This is a genomic window from Qipengyuania triglochinis (genome assembly GCF_054655615.1).
On record NZ_BAAHND010000001.1, the window covers coordinates 628,146 to 649,764 of the forward strand.

Sequence of the window (21,619 nt, forward strand, 5' to 3'; positions counted from 1 at the left end):
GTCAGGAAGGGCAGGCGTCTGTTTCTTATCAGCTATAATAGTCTTGCAGGGAACGCACTTCAAGCTGCTCGGTCGAAACCTCCGCAATCGCACGCGATGCGGCCACGCTGGCGGCAGCCGTGGTATAGTATGGAAGCTTCTTTTCGAGCGCGGCTTCGCGGATCGACTGACTGTCGAGAAGCGACTGCCAGCCTTCGGTCGAATTGAAGATGAGCGCCACTTCGCCATCGATAATCGCGTCGACGATATGGGGGCGCCCTTCGGCGACCTTGTTCACCCGCTCCACCGCAAGCCCATTTCCCGACAGGAACGTCTGCGTGCCGCCAGTGGCGATTACGCGGAAGCCCTTATCGATCATGGACTTCACGGCGGGCAGGATGACGTCCTTATCGCTATCCTTGACCGAAACGAACACCGTTCCTTCGCTCGGCAGCTTCATGCCTGCCCCCAGCTGCGACTTGTAAAAAGCCGCCGGGAAGCTGCGGTCGATACCCATCACTTCGCCCGTCGACTTCATTTCCGGAGAAAGCACCGGGTCTGCCCCGGGGAAACGTGCGAACGGGAAGACGGCTTCCTTCACGGCCATATGATCCGGTTTGAGGTCAAATGGTTCGAAATTCGACAGCGGCTCGCCAGCCATGACCCGTGCTGCGACCTTGGCAACCGGCTGCCCGATCGCCTTGGCGACAAACGGCACGGTACGGCTAGCCCGCGGGTTGACCTCGATCAGGTAGACCTCGCCATGTTTGACCGCGAATTGCACATTCATCAGGCCGCGGACTTCCAGAGCTTCGGCCAATGCCTTTGCCTGCCGTTCCATTTCCTGAATGATATCTTCAGGGAGGCTGTACGGCGGTAGGGTGCAGGCACTGTCACCCGAATGCACACCGGCTTCCTCGATATGCTGCATGACACCGGCAATTCGTACTTCGGTACTATCGGCGACAACATCGACGTCGCATTCCACCGCATCGCGCAGATACTGGTCCACGAGAACAGGACTGTCGCCCGACACGTTGACCGCGGTGGCGATGTAATCATCCAACTGCGCTTCGCTGTCGACAATTTCCATTGCCCGGCCGCCGAGCACGTAGCTCGGACGAAGCAAGACCGGATAACCGATCCGGGCGGCAGCGGCGACCGCTTCATCGCGGCTCTTGGCTATGCCGTTCAATGGCTGCTTGAGGTCCAACTTGTTGACCAGCTTTGCAAAGCGTTCGCGGTCTTCGGCAAGGTCGATCGCATCGGGACTGGTGCCGAGGATCGGGATACCCTCACGCTCGAGCGCAGATGCCAGCTTCAGCGGGGTCTGCCCACCGAACTGGACGATCACACCAACTACTTCGCCCTTCGACATTTCGACGCGCATGATTTCCAGCACGTCTTCTTCGGTCAGCGGCTCGAAGTAGAGCCGGTCCGACGTGTCGTAATCCGTGGAGACCGTTTCCGGGTTGCAGTTGACCATGATGGTCTCGAACCCGGCTTCGGCCAGCGCGAAGCACGCGTGCACGCAGCAATAGTCGAACTCGATGCCCTGCCCAATCCGGTTCGGCCCACCGCCGAGAATAACGATCTTCTTGCGATCGCTCGGATCTGCCTCGTCCTCACTCTCGCCGAAGCTCGGTGCTTCGTAAGTCGAGTACATATAGGGCGTGATCGCTTCGAATTCGGCAGCGCAGCTATCGATACGCTTGAAGACCGGATAGACGCCGAGCTTGTGGCGCAGCTTGCGCACTTCCTGCTCGCTCGTCGCGCCTGCCATGGCGCGCAGGGCATCGTGCAGCAGGCCGGAACGGCGCGCCTGCGTTTCCCCCATGCCGCCAGCTACACCGACAGAGCGGACCGCCAGCGTGGCGAGGCGCTTGTCCGAAAAGCCCATGGCTTTCAGGCGGCGCATTTCGTCGGCATCGCGCGGCAAACCGTTGTGGGAAATCATCTTCTCTTCGTAGATGATCGCTTCGATCTGGCGCAGGAACCATGGATCGAAACCGGTGATCTGGTTGATTTCCTCGACCGTGAAGTCTTCGCGGAACGCTTGCGCGATCTTAAGGATTCGGTCGGGGGTACGCTGGCTGAGCGACGCCGTGATTTTCTCGCGGCTGACATTTTCCAGCTCGGTCACGCGGTTGAACCCGTCGAGACCCGTCTCGAGACCGCGGAGCGCTTTCTGCATCGACTCCGCGAAGCAGCGGCCGATCGCCATAACCTCGCCGACCGACTTCATCGCGGTGGAAAGCTCGTTCTTCGCACCCTTGAATTTCTCGAAAGCGAAGCGCGGAATCTTGGTTACGACGTAATCGATCGTCGGCTCGAAGCTGGCCGGTGTGGCGCCCGTGATCTCGTTCTGGATTTCGTCCAGCGTATAACCGACGGCAAGCTTCGCCGCGACGCGCGCGATGGGGAAGCCTGTCGCCTTGGAAGCCAGCGCCGAAGACCGCGAAACGCGCGGGTTCATCTCGATCACGATCAGGCGGCCATCGGCTGGATTGACTGCGAACTGTACGTTCGAACCGCCTGTTTCCACACCGATTTCCCGCAGCACCTCGATGCTGGCGGTGCGCATGATCTGGTATTCCTTATCCGTCAGCGTCAGCGCCGGCGCGACAGTGATAGAATCCCCCGTATGGACGCCCATCGGATCGACGTTTTCGATCGAACAGATGATGATGCAATTATCCTTGCGGTCCCGCACCACCTCCATTTCATATTCCTTCCAGCCGAGGAGCGATTCCTCGATCAGGACTTCGGTGGTGGGGGAAGCATCCAAGCCTTCACGCACGATACGTTCGAATTCGGCCTTGTTATAGGCGATGCCGCCGCCCGTTCCGCCAAGCGTGAAGCTGGGCCGGATAATGGAAGGCAGGCCCGTCCGCTCGAGCACGGCATAGGCTTCGTCGACAGTGTTGGCGACGCCGCTGCGCGCGCTCTCCAAACCGATCTTGTCCATCGCCTCGCGGAAGCGCTGGCGGTTCTCCGCCTTGTCGATGGCATCGGCATCGGCACCGATCATCTGGACGCCGTATTTCTCCAGCGTGCCATCGTTGAAGAGGGCCAACGCACAGTTGAGTGCCGTCTGACCGCCCATCGTCGGCAGCACCGCATCGGGGCGCTCCTTGTCGATGATCTTGGCGACGATTTCGGGCGTGATCGGCTCGATATAGGTCGCGTCGGCCATTTCCGGATCTGTCATGATCGTGGCGGGATTGGAGTTCACCAGGATGACCCGGTAGCCCTCTTCCTTCAGCGCCTTGATCGCCTGAGTGCCGGAATAGTCGAACTCGCAGGCCTGGCCGATAATGATCGGACCGGCACCAATGACGAGGATCGAGGAGATGTCAGTGCGTTTTGGCATTACTGTTGCGGTTCCTCGCGATGCAAATTGAGCGGGCCGATCGACAAAGCGAGCGATCGGTTGAGGGAGTGAAGGACATCCTTTAGAGGACGAGCATCATTTCCATTCGTCGAAAAGCGGACGTGTAGGTTGTTCCGGAATTTAGGATCGGCTTCTTCCGAGATGAGCTGCCACCCCATTTTACCCAACTTGTATTTTAGCCAGTTCAGCTGATGAACCGGGATGCAGAGCTTCAATTCCGTCAAATCGGCGTGTTCGAATGCCTCTATGTCTCGACGATTTCGCCGAAGGCTGACAGCAACACCCAGCGGCAGCACTACGATGCATAGAAAAACGACGCCCAGAAAGAACCAATCCTTGAGGGTGGCGAAATCGATGCTCACCCCAACATCCCAACGAACTTCTCGAACAGGTAGAAGCTGTCCTGTGGGCCGGGGCTCGCCTCAGGGTGATACTGCACCCCGAACGCCTTCTTGCCCTTGATCGAAATCCCGCAGTTCGTCCCGTCGAACAGCGAGACATGCGTTTGCTCCACACCTTCCGGCAAAGTCTCGCCGTCGACCGCGAAGCCGTGGTTCATACTGGTAATCTCGACGAGGCCGGTGCTGTCGCCCCACCCGTCCCCGACACGCTGGACGGGGTGGTTGGCGCCGCGGTGGCCCTGGAACATCTTGGCGGTCTTCGCCCCTGCCGCAAGGCCGAGCATCTGGTGGCCGAGGCAGATGCCAAACAGCGGAATGTCTCGGTCGAGCAGGCCCTTGATCACCGGCACGGCATATTCACCCGTGGCCGCCGGATCGCCGGGGCCGTTGGAGAGAAACACCCCGTCAGGCTGCAGGACGAGGATGTCTTCAAGGCTGGTTCGCGCCGGAACCACCGTGACCTTCGCGCCTGCCTTCACGAGATTGCGGAAGATATTGTCCTTGGCGCCGTAATCGATGGCGACGACATGCGGCTTTTCATTGTCAGCCTCGGCATATCCGGTGCCGAGCTGCCAGAAGCCACCCTTCCAGTTCTCATGCGCATCGCGCGTCACGCCGGGGACAAGATCGAGGCCTTCCAGCCCACTCCATTCGGCAGCCTGTTTCTGCAACGCTTTCATGTCGAACTGGCCGCGCGGATTGTGCGCAATGACCGCGTTTGGTGCGCCCTGCACCCGGATTCGGCGGGTGAGAGCCCGCGTATCCACGCCCGACAGGCCGATCTTGCCATGTTTCACGCACCATTCGACGAATTCGTCGCGCGCCCGGAAATTCGAATGCCGGGTGACATCCTGCCGTACGATCAGGCCGACCGCGCCAAGGCCGCGGCTCTCGACGTCTTCCTCGTTCGCACCGACATTGCCGATGTGCGGGAAGGTGAAGGTGACGATCTGGCTGTCATAGGAAGGATCGGTCATCACTTCCTGATAACCGGTCATCGCGGTGTTGAAGCAGACTTCGCCCACGGCAGATCCGGAAGCGCCAAAGCCCTTCCCCCAGATACAGGTTCCGTCGGCGAGGACGATGACTCCCGTCGCGTCTTTGGGTTGCGCGTGCGAAAATGCGGACAGGGCCATGGGGGCGCTCCGGTGTCAGGGGTTTCCAGCGATGTGTGCTAAGTCCCAGCCGCTAAGGACCGGAGCGAGTCCCGTCAACCGCCTAATTGGACGAACACTTGGCATTACGGCGACTTGTTCTAAATGAAGCGTGAACCATCCACAGATTCATGAATAGAGGCACAATGCTGCGCGAAAAAATTCAGGCCGAAACAGTCACCGCCATGAAGGCCAAGGACAAGGAACGCACTGCGACGCTGCGTCTTATCGGCGCTAAGATCAAGGATCGCGACATCGAACTGCGGACTGCGGACAAGAAGCCGGAAGACGATGAGCTGGTCACCGACGTCCTGATGAAGATGGCCAAGCAGCGCCGCGAATCGATCGCCATGTACGAAGAAGGCGGGCGTCAGGAACTTGCCGACAAGGAACAGGGCGAGCTGGTCGTGATCGAAGAATTCCTGCCCCAGCAGATGAGTGAGGACGAAACCCGCGCCGCCATCGCCCAGATCAAGGCGGATACCGGCGCCGATGGTATGAAGGATATGGGCAAGGTCATGGGTGAACTTAAAGCCCGCCATGGTGCCACGCTCGACATGACCAAGGCCAGCGGACTAGTGAAGGAGGCACTGTCGTGAAAAAGCTGCTGATCCTTGCTCCGCTCGCGCTGACCGCATGCGGAGACAAGGAACCGGAAGTCGCGCCCACTCCCACCCCTACCGTGGCACAGCCGCGCGCGCTCGCATCGGCTGATCTCGACCTGTCGACTCTCGGCGCACGGATCGTCGGGCCGCAGGGCGACGAGGTTGAAACCTTGCTGAGCGCCGGCAATCGCGAGATCGGCAAGATGGTCAGCTTCGTAGCCTGTCCCGAAGGCGTTACCGAATGCGTTCCCGGCGATATGCCCGCCGATACAATCTATACCTATGTGCATCAGGTCACGCTGGCAGATGCACCGCAGGTGGAAGACCAACCCGAAGACGGGCCCGAGGTGCTTGAAAGCCCCGCTACCCTTTTCCGCATGACGAATGAGGCCCATGGCTTCAATCGCGCTGTCGGTTATTCGAACGCTCAGGCCCTGAACGCTCTGGGAAGCGAGGACGCGATCTCGATCACCAGCGATGGCGGACGCCTGATCTGGCGGGTCACCCAAGGAGAAGGCTGGAAGCCCGGATCGACCATCACATTCTGGTGGCAGTCCACCCTCCCCCCTGCGGGTCCTTCCGATGCGTACCTGCTGGAAATCGACGGTAATCAGGCTGCCGCCAAGGGGCCCTTCCCGACCGAAGAAAAACCGGCAGCCGAGCGCGCCGCCAACTAGCGGAATTCGTTTCCAGCCATTAGGTAGGTGGCATGGCGCTCACCCCCCAATGGCTGGACGAATTGCGGATGCGGACGACCTTGTCGGCCGTCATCGGGCGCACCCTTCGCCTGACCAAGGCGGGCCGGGAATTCAAGGCGTGCTGCCCCTTCCATAATGAGAAGACGCCCAGCTTCTACGTCAATGACGAGAAGGGCTTCTACCATTGCTTCGGCTGCGAGGCGCATGGCGATGCGATCCGCTGGCTCACCGATCAGCGCGGCCTGCCGTTCATGGATGCGGTCAAGGAACTGGCCGCAGAAGCCGGAATGGAAGTGCCCGCGCCCGACCCCCGCTCTGCCGAGCGTGCGGAAAAACGCGCCAGCCTGCATGATGTAACCAGCGCGGCCCAGCAATGGTTCGTCGACCGGCTTTCCTCGCCGGAAGGCACGGAAGCGCGCAGCTATCTCAAGCGCCGTGGCTTTTCCGAAAAGGTCGTGCGGGAATTCGGCTTCGGCTTCGCGCCCGTGGAGCGGCAGGCACTGGCAGCCGCCCTGCCCTTCGAAGACGCCATGCTGATAGAAGCGGGCATGCGGATCGATGTCGAGGGCAAGGATCCCTACGATCGCTTTCGCGGACGGTTGATGCTGCCGATCCAGGACGCACGTGGCCGCGTGATCGCCTTCGGCGGGCGCATTCTCGATGCGGACGCGCATGGCCCCAAATATCTCAACAGCCCCGATACGCCGCTTTTCGACAAGGGGCGCACGCTTTACAATTTGCACCGGGCGGCTCCCGCAGCGCGTCAGAGTGGGCGCATCGTCGTCGTCGAAGGCTATATGGATGCCATCGCACTGGCCAATGCAGGTATTGCAGAGGTCGTCGCCCCGCTTGGCACGGCGCTTACCGAGAACCAGATTGAACTGCTCTGGCGCCAGGTCGAGCGGCCGATCCTGTGTTTCGATGGCGACAATGCCGGACAGCGGGCCGCAATGCGCGCCATCGGCCGGGTGCTGCCGCTGCTGAGGCCGGGCCACTCACTGGCGATCGTCCGCATGCCTGCGGGTATGGATCCGGACGATCTGATCCGGGAGAAAGGCATCGGCGCGATGGAGGAGGCCTTGTCCTCTGCCAGCGGACTGCTCGATACGCTCTGGCAGTTCGAACGCGATGCCGTGCCGCTCGAATCGCCCGAGGACAAAGCGGGCCTCAAGGAACGGCTGATGGTGCATGTCGAGGCGATCCAGCATCCCGACATCCGTGCGCTCTACAAGCGCGAGCTGCAGGACCGCTTTTCCGACTTTGCCTTCCCGCCCCGCCAGCAACGCCCGTTCAAACCGCGTGGCGAATGGCACAAAAATGGCTTCAAGCAGCAGGCCCCGCGCCTGTCGCAAGAGACGGCGGAGCGGCTGAAACGCGCCATTTCCGGCGGCTCGCGTGATACTCTGACCAGCGCCGTCATCCATGGGCTTCTGCTTCATCCCGGAGAGATTCTTCGGCATGAAAGCGCCCTCGCCCGCTTTGCAATGCGTGACCCGAATGCGGGTCCCGCAATAGATTCGTTGCTCGCAGCTGCGGAAATGCTTGATTCGCGCACACAATCGCCCATATCGCTGCCTGAAGGCCTCCCCGCCCCACCGGCAAACACCCGCTTCGCCTTTCTCGATAAAGGCACCGATCCGGTTGATGCGCGCGAGGATCTGGCCGAAGCCGTGTCACTGCTGGTCGAAAGGCCGGCACTTGAAGCCGCGCTTGCGGAAGCAACCGCGCGTTTCGAGATCGACCCCGAAGGAGCTTTCGCGGATCAGCAGCGTTTGCTGAAACGGAAACTGGAATTCGAGGCGCGACTCGGACAGATGGCAAGTCGACGGGCCGCAACAGCGGCTACGAAAGATTCAGAAACCGCACAGGGCTTACCTCCTGCTGGCGGCGCATAGAACGGACTGATTGCAGTTTATGGCAACCAAATCGAAGTCGGGCGAAAAAGACGACGCTCCCCTGATCGATCTCAACGAAGCATCGATCAAGAAGCTGATCTCGAAAGCGAAGAAGAAGGGTTACGTCACCTATGACGAGCTCAACGACGCGCTGCCGCAAGGCGAGATGAGCTCCGACCAGATCGAGGATATCCAGTCGGCCCTCTCCGAAATGGGCGTGCAGATCGTCGAGCATGACGAGGACGCCGAACAGGAAGACGAGGTCGAGGAAATCGCACCGGCTCCTTCCGCCAAGGAAAAGGACGCGAAGAAGGCTCCGGTCAAGAAAGCCGCTTCCGAAGGCCGGACGGATGATCCGGTTCGCATGTATCTGCGCGAAATGGGTGCGGTCGAACTGCTCAGCCGCGAAGGCGAAATCGCCATCGCCAAGCGGATCGAAGCCGGCCGTGACATGATGATCATGGGCCTGTGCCAGAGCCCGATCACCTTCCACGCGATCATCCAGTGGTCCGAAGCCCTCAATAACGAGGAAATGCAGCTGCGCGAGATCCTCGATCTCGATGCCATGCTTTCCAAGGAGCCGCCGGCAGACAAGCTGGCCGAAGGCGCCGAGGACGATGATGACGACGGCGAGATTTCGGAAGAAACCGCCGGTCCCACCATCCGTGACGACGAAGATGACGACAGCGATTCAGATTCCGACGACGAAGACGGCGAAGAGGGTTCGTCCAAGTCAGATGACGATGAGGACGAGGACAACACCATGTCCCTCGCCCAGATGGAAGCCGCGCTCAAGCCTGACGCTATCGAGCGTTTCGCCCGCATCAAGGATCTCTTCGGCAAGTTCGAAAAGCTCCAGAAGGAACGCGTTGACACCCTCGGCCGTGGCGAAGCATTCCCACCGGCCAAGGAAAAGAAATACGAGGACCTGTCGGACCAGCTGACCGCCGAGGTCGAAAGCGTCCAGTTCCACGCGACCAAGATCGAATTCCTGGTCGACAATCTCTATGCCTTCAATCGCCGCCTGACCGCGCTTGGTGGCCAGATGCTGCGTCTTGCCGAACGCCACAAGGTCAAGCGTATCGACTTCCTCGAAGCCTATATCGGTAACGAGCTTGACGATCACTGGATGGATGATCGCGTCAAGAAGGACAAGAAATGGGCCGCCTTCGCAGAGAAGGAAGGCGATGCGATCGACCGTATCCGCACGGAAATCAGCGATATCGCCAGCGCCACCGGCATGGCGCTGGAAGAATTCCGCCGCATTGTGAACATGGTCCAGAAGGGCGAGCGTGAAGCACGTATCGCCAAGAAGGAAATGGTCGAGGCGAACCTGCGCCTTGTGATCTCGATCGCGAAGAAGTACACCAACCGCGGCCTGCAGTTCCTCGACCTCATCCAGGAAGGCAACATCGGCCTGATGAAGGCGGTCGACAAGTTCGAATACCGCCGCGGCTACAAGTTCAGCACCTATGCCACCTGGTGGATCAGGCAGGCGATCACCCGCTCGATCGCCGACCAGGCACGAACGATCCGTATTCCGGTCCACATGATCGAGACGATCAACAAGCTGGTGCGTTGCAGCCGCCAGTTCCTGCACGATCAGGGCCGCGAACCGACACCCGAAGAGATGGCGGAGAAGCTCTCCATGCCTCTCGAGAAGGTGCGCAAGGTGATGAAGATCGCCAAGGAACCGATCAGCCTCGAAACGCCGATCGGCGACGAGGAAGATTCGCATCTCGGCGATTTCATCGAAGACAAGAATGCGATCATTCCGGTCGATGCCGCGATCCAAGCGAACCTCAAGGAAACGGTTACCCGTGTCCTTGCCAGCCTGACGCCGCGTGAAGAACGCGTGCTGCGCATGCGCTTCGGTATCGGGATGAACACCGATCACACGCTGGAAGAAGTCGGCCAGCAGTTCTCGGTGACACGCGAACGTATCCGTCAGATCGAGGCCAAGGCCCTGCGCAAGCTCAAGCACCCGAGCCGCAGCCGCAAGATGCGCTCTTTCCTCGATCAATAGTCGGACTTTTCTGGGGGTATGAAAATGAAATCGCCGGGTTGGTTGGGCACGGCAGCCCTTCTCGTAATGGGGATGTCCACTCTACCCGGCGCCGCCTTTGCGCAAAGCGGGGATGTCGAAACTCGTGTCGAGATTTCGCGCCAGATCATCGACATAGCCTATCCCGAAGCCGAACGGTTCGCGATGTTTTCGAAGGTCGCAGACCAGATGGAAACGCAAATGCGTCAATCGGTCGAGGGACTGATCGATGACGAAGGAGCGAGCGAAATCATTCGTCGCTATCAGGCAGACGTGCGCGAAAAGCAGTCGTCGGTCCTGGAGAAGCATATTCCGCTACTTATGGATGCATGGGTAACGGCCTATGCCGACATCTTTTCGGAAAAAGAGCTGCGCGACATCCTCTCGTTCGTCCGGACCGACACTGGTAAGACGTTCATGATGCGCAGCACCGACGTCTTGTCCAACCAGCATTTCGCAGCCGCCAACCAAGCCTATATCGACGATGCGATGGGCGTTGCGATGCAGGAAATGCCCAAGATGATGGAAGAGATCGTAGCTTATAAGCAGGCTCAACAAGCCGAATAGCTCGCGTACCTTCACCTCCCCATAGAATCCTGCGCGATCACGTAGGACAATTCTATGGATGGTCTTTGGCTCAAAAGTTCCCTCTAGTTTGTTGCAAAATTTATGAGGTTGAGAGCGTTTTTGTCGAGGAACGCGCAATCTAGATATTCTTTGTTACTCTGACGGGTAACAATAGGATGTCTCGCTATGGAACCTCTTACCGTCCCTTTACTGATCGGTTTCGTCATCATGTCGATTGGATCGCTTGCGATCTATGCGCACGGTGACAAACGAACCGAGTTTCTTCACCACACGCAGTTTCACTCGGTCGTACCCTTTATCGCGGCAACCGCCTATCTCGCTATGGCTTTGGGTATCGGCCGCCTTGAATTGGGCGACGGGGAAACGCTGTTCCTCGCGCGCTATGCGGACTGGGTCGTGACCACGCCCATACTCCTGACCGGGTTGATACTCGCAGGGCTACACGAGCACCCGCGGCATTCGACTTTCATCCTGCCGGCTGTCGTGCTCGATGCTCTCATGATCGTAACCGGTCTTCTGGCAGCGATCTCCGAGAATGAAGCAGCCAAGTGGCTCTGGTTTGCATGGTCCTGTGCAGCGTTTGTGGGCGTAATCTACCTGTTGCTGGGTCCTGTCATGAAGGGCGCCAAGGCTCTCGGCGGCGAAATGACCCGCGTTTACCGGGCCAACCTCACCTTCTTGCTAGTGGTCTGGGCAATCTATCCTGTGGAATGGGCACTGGGACCCCAAGGGCTTGGCCTGTTCGACACGGTCGCCGACGCCTGGTTCATCCTCATCATGGATGTCACTGCCAAGGTCGCTTACGGGTTTGTCGCGACATCGCGCTTCAAAAAGCTCTCGCTTCAGGACGCTGACAGAAAGCCGCTCCCGGCGACCGAAATCTGAGAATGCCACCTTGTCCGGCCCCGCCGCGAGACCTTCAGGAAAAGTCTCGCGGCGGGGTCGCGCGAATCGGCGCACTTCACTATGGCGCGCGCATGCGTATCGCCCTTGCTTCCGACCATGCCGCCCTCGACCTCAAAGCAGCCCTGCGGGACTGGCTGATCGAGATGGGCCACGAGGTCGCCGACCTCGGCCCGGAAACCGCCGACAGCGTCGATTATCCCGACTTTGGGTATAAGCTTGCCAGCGTGGTGGCCGATGGTACTGCCGAACGCGGGATCGCCCTTTGCGGTAGCGGGATTGGCATTTCCATGAGCATCAATCGCAATCCGGCCGTGCGCTGCGCGCTGGTTTCCGAACCGCTCTCGGCTGCCCTTGCGCGTGAACATAACGACGCGAACTGCATTGCGCTTGGCGCGCGCCTGACCGGCGTGGACATGGCCAAAGCCTGCGTCAGCGCTTTCCTCGATACCGAATTCGCTGGCGGCCGGCATCAGCGCCGCGTCGACAAGCTTTCCAACCCATCGCTGTAGGACCGACATGACCGACAACCGTTTCTGGAACGACACGCTCGAACAGGCTGACCCCGAGGTTTATGCCGCCGTCCGCAACGAACTGAAGCGCCAGCAAGACAAGATCGAACTGATCGCGAGCGAGAACATCGCTTCGACTGCAGTTCTCGAAGCTGCCGGCAGCGTCTTCACCAACAAATATGCCGAGGGTTATCCCGGCAAACGCTATTACGGCGGCTGCGATTATGCCGACGTGGTCGAAACGCTCGCCATCGACCGTGCGACGGAACTGTTCGGCTGCAATTTCGCCAACGTCCAGCCCAACTCCGGTTCGCAGATGAACCAGGCGGTCTTCCTCGCGCTGTTGCAGCCGGGCGATACCTTCATGGGTCTCGACCTCAATTCGGGTGGTCACCTGACCCACGGCTCGCCCGTGAACATGAGCGGCAAGTGGTTCAACCCGGTCAGCTATGGCGTGCGCAAGGATGACGAGCGCATCGACATGGACGAAGTCATGGCGATCGCGAAGGAGCACAAGCCCAAGCTCATCATCGCAGGCGGCACGGCCTACAGCCGCGTGTGGGACTGGGAAGCCTTCCGCAAGGTGGCAGACGAAGTCGGCGCCTATCTCATGGTCGACATGAGCCACATCTCCGGCCTTGTTGCAGGCGGCGCGCATCCTTCGCCCTTCCCGCAGGCCGATGTCGTCACCACCACCACCCACAAGAGCCTGCGCGGTCCGCGTTCGGGCATCATCCTGTGGAACGACGAGAAATATACCAAGCCCATCAACATGGCGGTCTTCCCCGGCATGCAGGGCGGCCCGCTGATGCATATCGTGGCGGCCAAGGCAGTGGCCTTCCGCGAGGCGCTGCGTCCCGAATTCAAAACCTATGCCGCCAATGTCGTTGCCAATGCGCGCGCGCTGGCCCGCGGTATCGAGGCCAACGGCCTGCGCGTGGTATCGGGCGGGACCGACAATCACTCCATGCTCGTCGATCTCACTCCCAAGGATGTGACCGGCAAGGCCGCCGAAACCGGGCTCGACCGCGCCTGGCTGACCTGCAACAAGAACGGCATCCCCTACGACACGCGCAGCCCCTTCGTGACCAGTGGCATCCGTCTCGGATCGCCAGCAGGGACCACTCGCGGCTTTGGCGAGGCGGAGTTCGAAACGATCGGCAAGCTGATCTGCGAAGTGGTCGACGGCCTTTCGCGCAATGGCCCCGACGGCGATGGCCAGACCGAACAGAGCGTGCGTGACCGCGTCACCGAATTGTGCGAAGCTTTCCCCGTCTATCCCGGACGGTGAGGGTAAGGAGCTTCCCATGACGAACAATCACGACGATCGCGATCCCAAGAAGGGCAATGGCTTCGGCGACCACGATCTGGTCCCCGATGCGACGGCAGAGATTAAGGGCATGGCCAAGGAAGGTCTCGACCACCCGTCGACCAAGCCCGTCCTGACCGGAGCAGCCGTGGGCGCTATTGCTGGCGGTATCCTGCCGGTCGTCACCTGGCCGCTCGGCCTCGTCGCCGGTGCCGGCTTCATGCTTTACAAACGCCTGCGCCCCTGAGCGCGATTGCCTGACGAGACAGTACCTAAATGCGTTGCCCGTTTTGTGCCCATGACGACAGTCAGGTAAAGGATTCGCGCCCTACCGAGGACTCCACCTCGATCCGCCGCCGGCGGCAGTGTTCCAAATGCGGGGCGCGCTTCACCACTTTCGAACGCGTGCAATTGCGCGAGGTAACCGTGGTCAAGAGCGGCGAACGGCGTCAGCCCTTCGACCGCAGCAAGCTGGAACAGTCGATCGCCCTAGCCTGCCGCAAGCGCGACGTGGCGCAGGAACAGATCGACCAGCTCGTCAGCGGCATCCAGCGTCAGGTGGAAACGGCCGGCGAGGCCGAGATCCCGTCCAAGCGCATCGGCGAACTGGTCATGGACGGCCTGCGCCAGCTCGACAGTGTCGCCTATATCCGCTTCGCCAGCGTCTATCGCGATTTCAGCGAAGCCCGCGATTTCGAGGAATTTGCCAGCACGGTGCAGGAAGCCGCGCAGAACGAGCAGAAACTTGGCTGACGATCGCAAACCCGTGATCGTGCTCGTCCGGCCGCAGCTGGGCGAGAATATCGGCAAGGCTGCGCGGGCCATGCTCAACTTCGGGCTTGTCGAGCTGCGCATGGTCACCCCGCGCGATGGCTGGCCCAATCCAGATGCGGGGCCCTCTGCCGCAGGGGCCGACATCGTGCTGGAGCAGGCCAGGGTCTACGACAGCACGGCCGAAGCCGTGGCCGATTGCGCGCATGTCTATGCCACCACGGTGCGCAAGCGCGGCGTCACCAAACCGGTTTTCACGCCCGAACAGGCGTGTCAGGAGATTGCGCAGGCCGAAGGCCGCAGCGCGATCCTGTTCGGGCCGGAGCGTTCTGGGCTGGAAACCGAGGACGTGGCATTAGCGCGCGCGATCCTGACTGTGCCGATCAATCCCGAATTCGGATCGCTGAACCTCGCACAGGCCGTCATCCTGTGCGCTTACGAATGGTCGAAGCACGAGCAGCTGGTGCAGCCGACGCAGGAAGACATGCTGCCGCCCGCCCCGCAGGACGAGCTTGAAGGCCTGATCGCGCATCTGGAAAGCATGCTGGAACCGAAGGGCTATTTCCTGCCCGAACCGCGCGCCGATGCAACGCGGCGCACGCTACGCGGCGTGCTGACCAAACCGGGCTGGAATCATCTGGAGGTGCGCACCCTTCGCGGCGTGCTTTCGTCGCTTCAGCGCAAGCCTAGGCCCTGATCCGGTCCCATTCGGTCAGTTCGTAAGCAATCGAGGTTTCTACCAGAAGCTCCCAGATTTGCTCGATTTTCTCCGCCGGAAGCTCCCGCTCCGCAGCGTCGGACTTCGCGTTCTCGATCACTTCCGCCTTGCGCGCTTCGTCGCGCACGACATTGCGGTCTTGCTTGATCCGCGCGGCGGCGCGCATGTAGCCGAACCGCCGGTCGAGCAGTTCCATCAATTCGCGGTCGGTCGTGTCCACGCCGATGCGCACTTCGCGCATGGTTTCGCAATCTTCGGGAAGCTTGAAACTGTCACTCATGGCAGCGCCGAATGGCGGGTAGAATGCGGCTTGTCGAGGACAAACCAAACCCTCTCTCGACTTGTCCGCAACACCTCGGCAATAGGGCCGCATGGCCAGCAATCCCAATACCTATCGCAACCAGCCCGACGAGCGCGGACATTTCGGCGATTACGGCGGCCGCTATGTCGCCGAAACGCTCATGCCGCTCGTCCTCGATCTCGAGCGGGAATATCGCGCCGCTCAGGCCGATCCTGAATTCCAGCGCGAGTTCGACGATCTGCTCGAACATTACGTGGGCCGCCCCTCCCCGCTCTATTTCGCAGAGCGGCTGACCGATGCGCTGGGCGGCGCGCAAGTCTGGTTCAAACGTGACGAGCTCAATCACACCGGCGCGCACAAGATCAACAATTGCATTGGGCAGATCCTGCTCGCCATCCGCATGGGCAAGACGCGCATCATCGCGGAAACCGGCGCGGGCCAGCATGGCGTGGCGACCGCCACGGTCTGCGCGCGCTTCGGCCTGCCTTGCGTAATCTACATGGGCGCAGAAGATGTGCGGCGCCAGTCGCCCAATGTCTTCCGCATGAAGCTGCTCGGCGCGGAAGTCGTGCCGGTTACCAGCGGGCGCGGCACGCTGAAGGATGCGATGAACGAAGGGCTGCGCGACTGGGTCGCCAATGTCCACGACACCTTCTACATCATCGGCACTGCCGCGGGGCCCCATCCGTACCCCGAGCTGGTCCGCGATTTCCAGAGCGTGATCGGCAAGGAAGCGCGCGTGCAGATGCAGGACCGCATCGGCCGCCTGCCCGATCTGCTGGTGGCCGCCATCGGCGGCGGTTCCAACGCGCTCGGCCTTTTCCATCCCTTCCTCGATGATCCCGACGTGAAGATGCTCGGTGTCGAAGCGGCGGGCCACGGCCTCGATGGTGACGAGCACGCCGCCAGCCTGCTCGGCGGCTTCCCCGGCGTGCTCCACGGCAACAAGACATATCTGCTGCAGGATGACGACGGCCAGATCACCGAAGGCCACTCGATCAGCGCAGGTCTCGACTATCCGGGCATCGGCCCCGAACACGCCTGGCTGAAAGACACCGGCCGCGTCGAATACACCGCCATCACCGACGAGGAAGCGCTGGAAGCGTTCCAGCTGCTATGTCGCACCGAAGGCATCATCCCGGCGCTGGAACCCAGCCACGCCATCGCGGCGGTGGCGAAACGCGCCAAGGACATGCCGAAGGACAGCATCATCCTCGCCAACCTCTGCGGGCGCGGCGACAAGGACATCTTCACCGTGGCCGAAAGGCTTGGAGTGGAGATGTGAGCGGATGGCTTGCCCAATCCAGTTGGCGGGCAAGCATTGAGCCTTTTCTCGATGATCTCCCGTTTACAGTCCAAGCCCGTCACCCCGGCCTTCGAGCCGGGGTCGAGCGTCCTTCATCACCCCTACCCACATAGCGCGCCCCCGCATCACGCCCGGGGTAACGAAAGGGAATTGGCACTGTCCTACAGCCGATGATCCGTGCAATCGTCACCTCATGAACTCTCTCTCGCCTCACCCTCATTCCGCGCCCGACCGTGTCGTTTGCAACCTCCAAGTTTTTATTCTCTAGACAGTGCTCCATGTGCTCCAACCTTCAGCTTCAGGCAGTGTAGTATGAACAGCCCGACCCGAATCGCCGCAGCTTTCGCCAAGCCGCATCCCGCCCTCGTCTGCTTCGTCACTGCCGGTGATGGAGACACGGCGGCCAATCTCGACGCCCTTGTCGAAGGCGGGGCCGATGTGATCGAGCTGGGCATGCCCTTCACCGATCCCATGGCCGATGGCCCGGCGATCCAGAATGCGAACCTGCGCGCTCTCGGTGCGGGCACGACCACTGCCGATGTGCTGCGGATCGCGCGCGAGTTCCGCGATCGTCACCCCGAAGTGCCGCTGGTGCTGATGGGATATGCCAATCCGATGATCCGGCGCGGGCCGGACTGGTTCGCCAAGGCGGCCTTCGAAGCCGGTGTCGATGGCGTGATCTGCGTCGACATCCCGCCCGAGGAAGACGATGCGCTGGGCCCGCAATTACGGGACAAAGGCATCGCCCCCATCCGCCTCGCCACGCCCACTACCGATGCGCAGCGCCTGCCGCAGGTGCTCGAAGGCTCGGCCGGGTTCCTCTACTATGTGTCGGTCGCCGGGATTACCGGCAAGCAGCAGGCTGCGCAGACCTCGATCGAGGAAGCGGTGGCAAGGCTGAAGGCCGCCACAGAACTGCCCATTGCAGTCGGCTTCGGCGTGCGCACGCCCGAACAGGCAGGCGCCATTGCCAGGGTCGCCGATGGTGTGGTGGTCGGCTCCGCCCTCGTCGAACTGGTGGGCGAACACGGCCCCGATGCACCGGCGAAGCTGCGAGAATTGACGGCAGGCCTTGCCAAGGCGGTGCATTCGGCGGCAAAGGCCCCCGCGAAAGAAGGTTAGGCATGAACTGGTTCACACGCGTACGCAATTCGATCTCCTGGTTACCCAAGCGCAGCACCGACAAGGATCTGTGGGTCAAATGTCCGAACTGCCAGCAGATGGTGTTCGGGCAGGAATATGCCGAGAACATGGATGTCTGCCCGCGCTGCGGCCATCACGGCCGGATCGGCGCGGACAAGCGCCTTGCGATGCTGATGGATGAGGGCTTCAAGACGCTGCCCATCCCTGAGGTGAAGGAAGACCCGCTCAAGTTCCGCGATTCCAAGAAGTACACCGACCGCCTGAAGCAGGCCCGCGCGAAGAGCCCGCACAAGGACGCCTTTCTGGTTGGCGAAGGGTCGATCGAGGGCAAGCCCGCCGTCGTCGGCGTACAGGATTTCGCCTTCATGGGCGGCAGCATGGGCATGGCCGTGGGCACTGCCTTTTGCCAGGGGGCCGAACGCGCGCTGACGCTGCGGGCGCCCTATATCGTGGTCACCGCTGCTGGCGGCGCGCGGATGCAGGAAGGCATTCTCAGCCTGATGCAGATGCCCAAGGCCACCGTGATGACCCGCCGCCTGAAAGAGGCCGGCTTGCCCTATATCGTGGTGCTGACCGATCCGACGACCGGCGGCGTGACGGCAAGCTATGCGATGCTGGGCGATGTGCATATCGCTGAGCCGGGCGCCCTGATCGGCTTCGCCGGCCAGCGCGTGATCCAGGACACCATCCGCGAGCAGCTGCCCGAAGGCTTCCAGCGCGCCGAGTATCTGCACAAACATGGCATGGTCGACATGGTCGTTCACCGCCATGATCTGCGCGATACGGTGGCAACGCTGATCGACTATCTGGCTCCTGCCGAGGCGGCCTGAGCCTTTCGATGCGGGACTTCGCCCGCTCCGATAATGCGGATGTGCAGGCTCAGCTAGACCGCCTCGCCCGGCTGAGCGTGCCTGACGGAAGGCTTGGGCTCGGGACGATACGGGCGTTGCTCGACCGGCTGGGCAACCCGCACAGGCGGCTGCCCCCGGTCTTCCATGTCGCCGGGACCAACGGCAAGGGTTCGACCTGCGCCTTCCTGCGCGCCATGTTGGAGGCCGAGGGTTACCGCGTCCACGTCACCACCAGCCCGCATCTGGTGCGCTATAACGAGCGCATCCGTGTGGCGGGCGACCTCATCACCGATGATCGCCTCGCCGAACTGCTCGCCGAAGTGCTGGACGCGGGCGAGGATCTGAACCCCAGCTTCTTCGAAGTCACCATCGCCGCGGCCTTTACCGAGTTCGCGCGCGTGCCCGCCGATGCCTGCGTGGTGGAAGTGGGCCTTGGCGGGCGCTTCGATGCCACCAATGTGCTGGGAAAACCCGCCGCGTGCGGGATCGCCGCGTTGGGCATCGATCACGAACGCTTCCTGCTGGCACCCGAAGCGGGCGCACCGGAAGCCCCCCTGGCCCGCATCGCTTTCGAGAAGGCAGGGATCGCGAAGCAAGGTAGTTCGCTCGTCACCCTCTCCTATCCGGAGATCGCTTCCAGCGAGATAGAAGCCGCTGCCGCACGTCACGGCGCGCCGCTGGCCATGCGCGGCCGGGAATGGTCGGCCGCCGCGACCGATCTCGAACTGCATTATGCGGACCGGCATGGCGAACTGGCGCTCCCACTCCCCACCCTTCCCGGCCCACACCAGCCCGAGAATGCGGCGCTGGCGGCCGCGATGCTGCGGCATCAGGATTACGTGCCGGTCTCGGCAAGCGCCCTCGCATCAGGGATACGCGGCGCTGTCTGGCCAGCCAGGCTGCAACGCCTTGCGCCCGGGCCGCTGACCGGCGATCGCGAGATCTGGCTCGACGGTGGGCACAATCCGTCCGCGGGCGAGATATTGAGCCGCCATTTTACAGGCCAGCGCCTTCATCTGGTCATCGGCATGCTCGATGCAAAGGATCCAGCTGCGATCACTGCGCCCTTGCGGGACGCCATTTCCAGCATGACGGTCGTACCGGTACCCGGCCACGATTGGCACCCGGTCGATGCCTTTGCGGACGGAAGCCAGTCGGCAGAGGACGTGCCCGCTGCACTGGCCGCCCTTCCGCAGGATGGGCTGCCAGTGCTGATCGCCGGATCGCTCTATCTCGCCGGAGAGGTCCTGCGCCTCAATGCGGAATTGCCAGCCTGATCGTCAGGCGGCGGAAGTCTCCGCCTCGCGCTCCCCGGCTTCCGGTGCCACGATCCCGGTGCGCCGCTTCCCACGGCTTTCGCGGTACCATTCGAGGCAGACGAGCACCGCAGCGCCAAGGCCGATCCAGGTGGTGAGAATGAAGACGTCGTAATAACCCTGGTTCTCGATCATCTCGCCCAGCGCACCGCGCCCAAGCGTGCCCACAAGCAGCGTGAGTGACGACAGCAGCGCATACTGCACCGCACTGAACTTCTTGGACACGATCGACGACAGCCAGGCGATATAAGCCGCCCCGGCAATCCCGATGGCGAGGTTTTCGAAGGCAATGGTGATCGTCAGCCTAGCCAGCGCCGCATCACCGATGCCCGGCACCTGTTCAATCAGATAGGTAAAGCCGATCGCGTCGCTGAACGCCTGCATGTTCGCGCCGCCAAGAGCCATATCCGCATACAGCAGATTGGTCAGCGCGGCGAGAATGCCGCCGATAAGCAGCGTCGCCATGCGCCCGATCGTCGTGAGCATCAGGCCGCCCAAGGCCAGCCCGGCGATGATTGCGCCAACACCGAAGAACTTGGACGCGAAGGCGACATCGTCATTCGTGTACTTCAGCTCACCCAGATAGAAAGGATAGGCAAATGTGCCCCAGATCGCATCACAGATACGATAGGTCAGCACCACCGCGAGGATAAGGACCAGCGACCATCCCATGCGGCCCACGAATTCGACCAAAGGCAGAACCAGCGCGCGATAGAGATGATCGAGCGCAAACGCACCGCCGGTCGCGGGCGCTTCATCGACAGAGATCAGATGCTTGCCCTGCTTCTTCTGCGAAGCGAGCCAGCCTGCGATCAGCGCGGGCAGGATGATCGTTGCCACGATGATCCACGGACCGACATTCACGGTGAATTCGGTCGGGTTCGGCCGGTCTTCCGGCGCATAGGTCATCGACATGATCATGAAGGTCAGCACGACGCCGATCGCCCCGCCCCAGAGCAGCCCCACCAAAGCAAGTGCCCGGTTGCGGATCGCCGGCGCAAGTTCGCCAGCCTTGCGCAAGGCGCGCACCTGAAGCTCGCTTTCATTGGCGACGTCCGAAGCTTCCTCGTCCGCGTTTGGAGCCCACAGGCCGATGACGCCGACGAACAGGAGAATCGCACCCATCATGGCGTAGGTTTCGGGCCATCCGATCCGCGCGGCAATGATGAGGCCCAGCGCGCCGCCGACAAGCGAGGAAAGCCGGTAGCCCATCTGATAGACGGTCGAGAGAATGTCGATGGTGGCGCGCTCGTCAGCAACGTCGATGCGCCATGCATTGATCGCTATGTCCTGAGTAGCGCTCGCAAACGCGCCGATCCCTGCGAGCAGGCTGAACCACCCGAGCTGGGTTCTGGGTTCGAGGACACTCATGGTGATAAGGATCGCGCCCAGCAGCAATTGCATCGGCACGATCCATTGTTTGCGCCGCCCCAGTTTCCGCAGGACTGGGATATTCACCTTGTCGATCAACGGGGACCAGAGGAACTGGAAAGCATAGGCAAGACCGATCAGGCTGAAGATCCCCATCGTCTCGAGGTCGACATCTGCCTCCGTAAGCCAAGCGAACAGAGTACCCAGAAACAAAGCGAAAGGCAGACCGCTGGCAAAGCCGAACAGGAGCATGAAGCCCGTTTTTCGGTTGGTTAGCGCGAGGCCGAGAACTTTGAGCGCGGATTTCTTTTTCTTCTCTGCCGCTTCGGCCATGCGAGGGCGTCCTTCCGTTTTCTGCTA

The 21,619-nt window shown here is 61.4% G+C and carries 20 protein-coding genes; 15 read left to right on the forward strand and 5 right to left on the reverse strand.

The genetic code is table 11. The features are described from left to right. Positions 1-28 precede the first annotated feature (28 nt). Genes carB through carA form a run of 3 tightly spaced genes read right to left on the reverse strand, consistent with a single transcriptional unit; the run spans position 29 to position 4,910 of the window. Positions 29-3,352: a carbamoyl-phosphate synthase large subunit gene (gene carB / locus ACYQ0G_RS03190; protein ID WP_460099227.1), complete on the reverse strand. Its 3,324-nt coding sequence runs from the start codon at positions 3,350-3,352 to the stop codon at positions 29-31. Then, positions 3,352-3,735: a hypothetical protein gene (locus tag ACYQ0G_RS03195; protein WP_460099229.1), complete on the reverse strand. Its 384-nt coding sequence runs from the start codon at positions 3,733-3,735 to the stop codon at positions 3,352-3,354. The genes carB and ACYQ0G_RS03195 overlap by 1 nt, the downstream gene beginning before the upstream one ends. Beyond that, positions 3,732-4,910 (reverse strand): glutamine-hydrolyzing carbamoyl-phosphate synthase small subunit, encoded by a 1,179-nt coding sequence (gene carA / locus ACYQ0G_RS03200; protein WP_460099232.1) that lies wholly within the window; start codon positions 4,908-4,910, stop codon positions 3,732-3,734. Before carA ends, ACYQ0G_RS03195 begins: the two co-directional genes overlap by 4 nt. 164 nt (positions 4,911-5,074) lie before the next feature. Here carA and ACYQ0G_RS03205 point away from each other — a divergent pair, with 164 nt between their 5' ends. From ACYQ0G_RS03205 to ACYQ0G_RS03255, 11 genes are all read left to right on the forward strand, one after another. Further along, positions 5,075-5,527 carry a GatB/YqeY domain-containing protein gene (locus ACYQ0G_RS03205; protein ID WP_460099234.1) on the forward strand — a complete coding sequence of 151 codons (453 nt, stop codon included), beginning with the start codon at positions 5,075-5,077 and terminating at the stop codon, positions 5,525-5,527. Then, the gene (locus tag ACYQ0G_RS03210) at positions 5,524-6,210 is read left to right on the forward strand and encodes a hypothetical protein (RefSeq protein WP_460099235.1); all 687 of its coding nucleotides are present in this window, start codon (positions 5,524-5,526) and stop codon (positions 6,208-6,210) included. Before ACYQ0G_RS03205 ends, ACYQ0G_RS03210 begins: the two co-directional genes overlap by 4 nt. 32 nt (positions 6,211-6,242) lie before the next feature. Then, positions 6,243-8,126 (forward strand): DNA primase, encoded by a 1,884-nt coding sequence (gene dnaG / locus ACYQ0G_RS03215; RefSeq protein WP_460099238.1) that lies wholly within the window; start codon positions 6,243-6,245, stop codon positions 8,124-8,126. Between the two features lie 19 nt (positions 8,127-8,145). Continuing rightward, positions 8,146-10,152: an RNA polymerase sigma factor RpoD gene (gene rpoD, locus ACYQ0G_RS03220; RefSeq protein ID WP_460099241.1), complete on the forward strand. Its 2,007-nt coding sequence runs from the start codon at positions 8,146-8,148 to the stop codon at positions 10,150-10,152. Positions 10,153-10,176: 24 nt separating this feature from the next. Then, entirely contained in the window at positions 10,177-10,737 is a 561-nt protein-coding gene (locus ACYQ0G_RS03225) for a DUF2059 domain-containing protein (protein WP_460099243.1), read from the forward strand. A gap of 186 nt (positions 10,738-10,923) precedes the next feature. After that, positions 10,924-11,643: a bacteriorhodopsin gene (locus ACYQ0G_RS03230; RefSeq protein WP_460099245.1), complete on the forward strand. Its 720-nt coding sequence runs from the start codon at positions 10,924-10,926 to the stop codon at positions 11,641-11,643. A 92-nt stretch (positions 11,644-11,735) separates the two neighbouring features. After that, positions 11,736-12,173 (forward strand): ribose 5-phosphate isomerase B, encoded by a 438-nt coding sequence (rpiB, locus tag ACYQ0G_RS03235; RefSeq protein WP_460099248.1) that lies wholly within the window; start codon positions 11,736-11,738, stop codon positions 12,171-12,173. A 7-nt stretch (positions 12,174-12,180) separates the two neighbouring features. Continuing rightward, positions 12,181-13,464, forward strand: a complete 1,284-nt coding sequence (gene glyA, locus ACYQ0G_RS03240) for a serine hydroxymethyltransferase (protein ID WP_460099250.1) — start codon at positions 12,181-12,183, stop codon at positions 13,462-13,464. Between the two features lie 16 nt (positions 13,465-13,480). Continuing rightward, the gene (locus ACYQ0G_RS03245; protein ID WP_460099253.1) at positions 13,481-13,729 is read left to right on the forward strand and encodes a hypothetical protein; all 249 of its coding nucleotides are present in this window, start codon (positions 13,481-13,483) and stop codon (positions 13,727-13,729) included. Positions 13,730-13,758: 29 nt separating this feature from the next. After that, entirely contained in the window at positions 13,759-14,235 is a 477-nt protein-coding gene (gene nrdR / locus ACYQ0G_RS03250; protein WP_460099255.1) for a transcriptional regulator NrdR, read from the forward strand. Beyond that, positions 14,228-14,950 (forward strand): RNA methyltransferase, encoded by a 723-nt coding sequence (locus ACYQ0G_RS03255; protein ID WP_460099258.1) that lies wholly within the window; start codon positions 14,228-14,230, stop codon positions 14,948-14,950. Before nrdR ends, ACYQ0G_RS03255 begins: the two co-directional genes overlap by 8 nt. Here the strand turns inward: ACYQ0G_RS03255 and ACYQ0G_RS03260 are convergent. Further along, complete coding sequence (locus ACYQ0G_RS03260; protein ID WP_460099260.1) at positions 14,940-15,251, reverse strand: chorismate mutase; 312 nt, start codon at positions 15,249-15,251, stop codon at positions 14,940-14,942. The two genes, ACYQ0G_RS03255 and ACYQ0G_RS03260, sit on opposite strands and share 11 nt — an antisense overlap. 91 nt (positions 15,252-15,342) lie before the next feature. Between ACYQ0G_RS03260 and trpB the strand changes: the two genes are divergently transcribed. The 4 genes from trpB (at position 15,343) to ACYQ0G_RS03280 (ending at position 19,849) form a co-directional block, all read left to right on the forward strand. Continuing rightward, positions 15,343-16,557 carry a tryptophan synthase subunit beta gene (gene trpB / locus ACYQ0G_RS03265; RefSeq protein WP_460099263.1) on the forward strand — a complete coding sequence of 405 codons (1,215 nt, stop codon included), beginning with the start codon at positions 15,343-15,345 and terminating at the stop codon, positions 16,555-16,557. Between the two features lie 333 nt (positions 16,558-16,890). Continuing rightward, on the forward strand, positions 16,891-17,700 hold the full coding sequence (gene trpA / locus ACYQ0G_RS03270; protein ID WP_460099266.1) for a tryptophan synthase subunit alpha: 810 nt from the start codon (positions 16,891-16,893) through the stop codon (positions 17,698-17,700). Between the two features lie 2 nt (positions 17,701-17,702). Further along, entirely contained in the window at positions 17,703-18,551 is an 849-nt protein-coding gene (gene accD / locus ACYQ0G_RS03275) for an acetyl-CoA carboxylase, carboxyltransferase subunit beta (RefSeq protein WP_460099269.1), read from the forward strand. An 8-nt stretch (positions 18,552-18,559) separates the two neighbouring features. Next, complete coding sequence (locus tag ACYQ0G_RS03280; RefSeq protein ID WP_460099271.1) at positions 18,560-19,849, forward strand: bifunctional folylpolyglutamate synthase/dihydrofolate synthase; 1,290 nt, start codon at positions 18,560-18,562, stop codon at positions 19,847-19,849. Between the two features lie 3 nt (positions 19,850-19,852). Here the strand turns inward: ACYQ0G_RS03280 and ACYQ0G_RS03285 are convergent, their stop codons facing one another. Beyond that, on the reverse strand, positions 19,853-21,592 hold the full coding sequence (locus ACYQ0G_RS03285; protein WP_460099274.1) for an AmpG family muropeptide MFS transporter: 1,740 nt from the start codon (positions 21,590-21,592) through the stop codon (positions 19,853-19,855). Positions 21,593-21,619 lie beyond the last annotated feature (27 nt).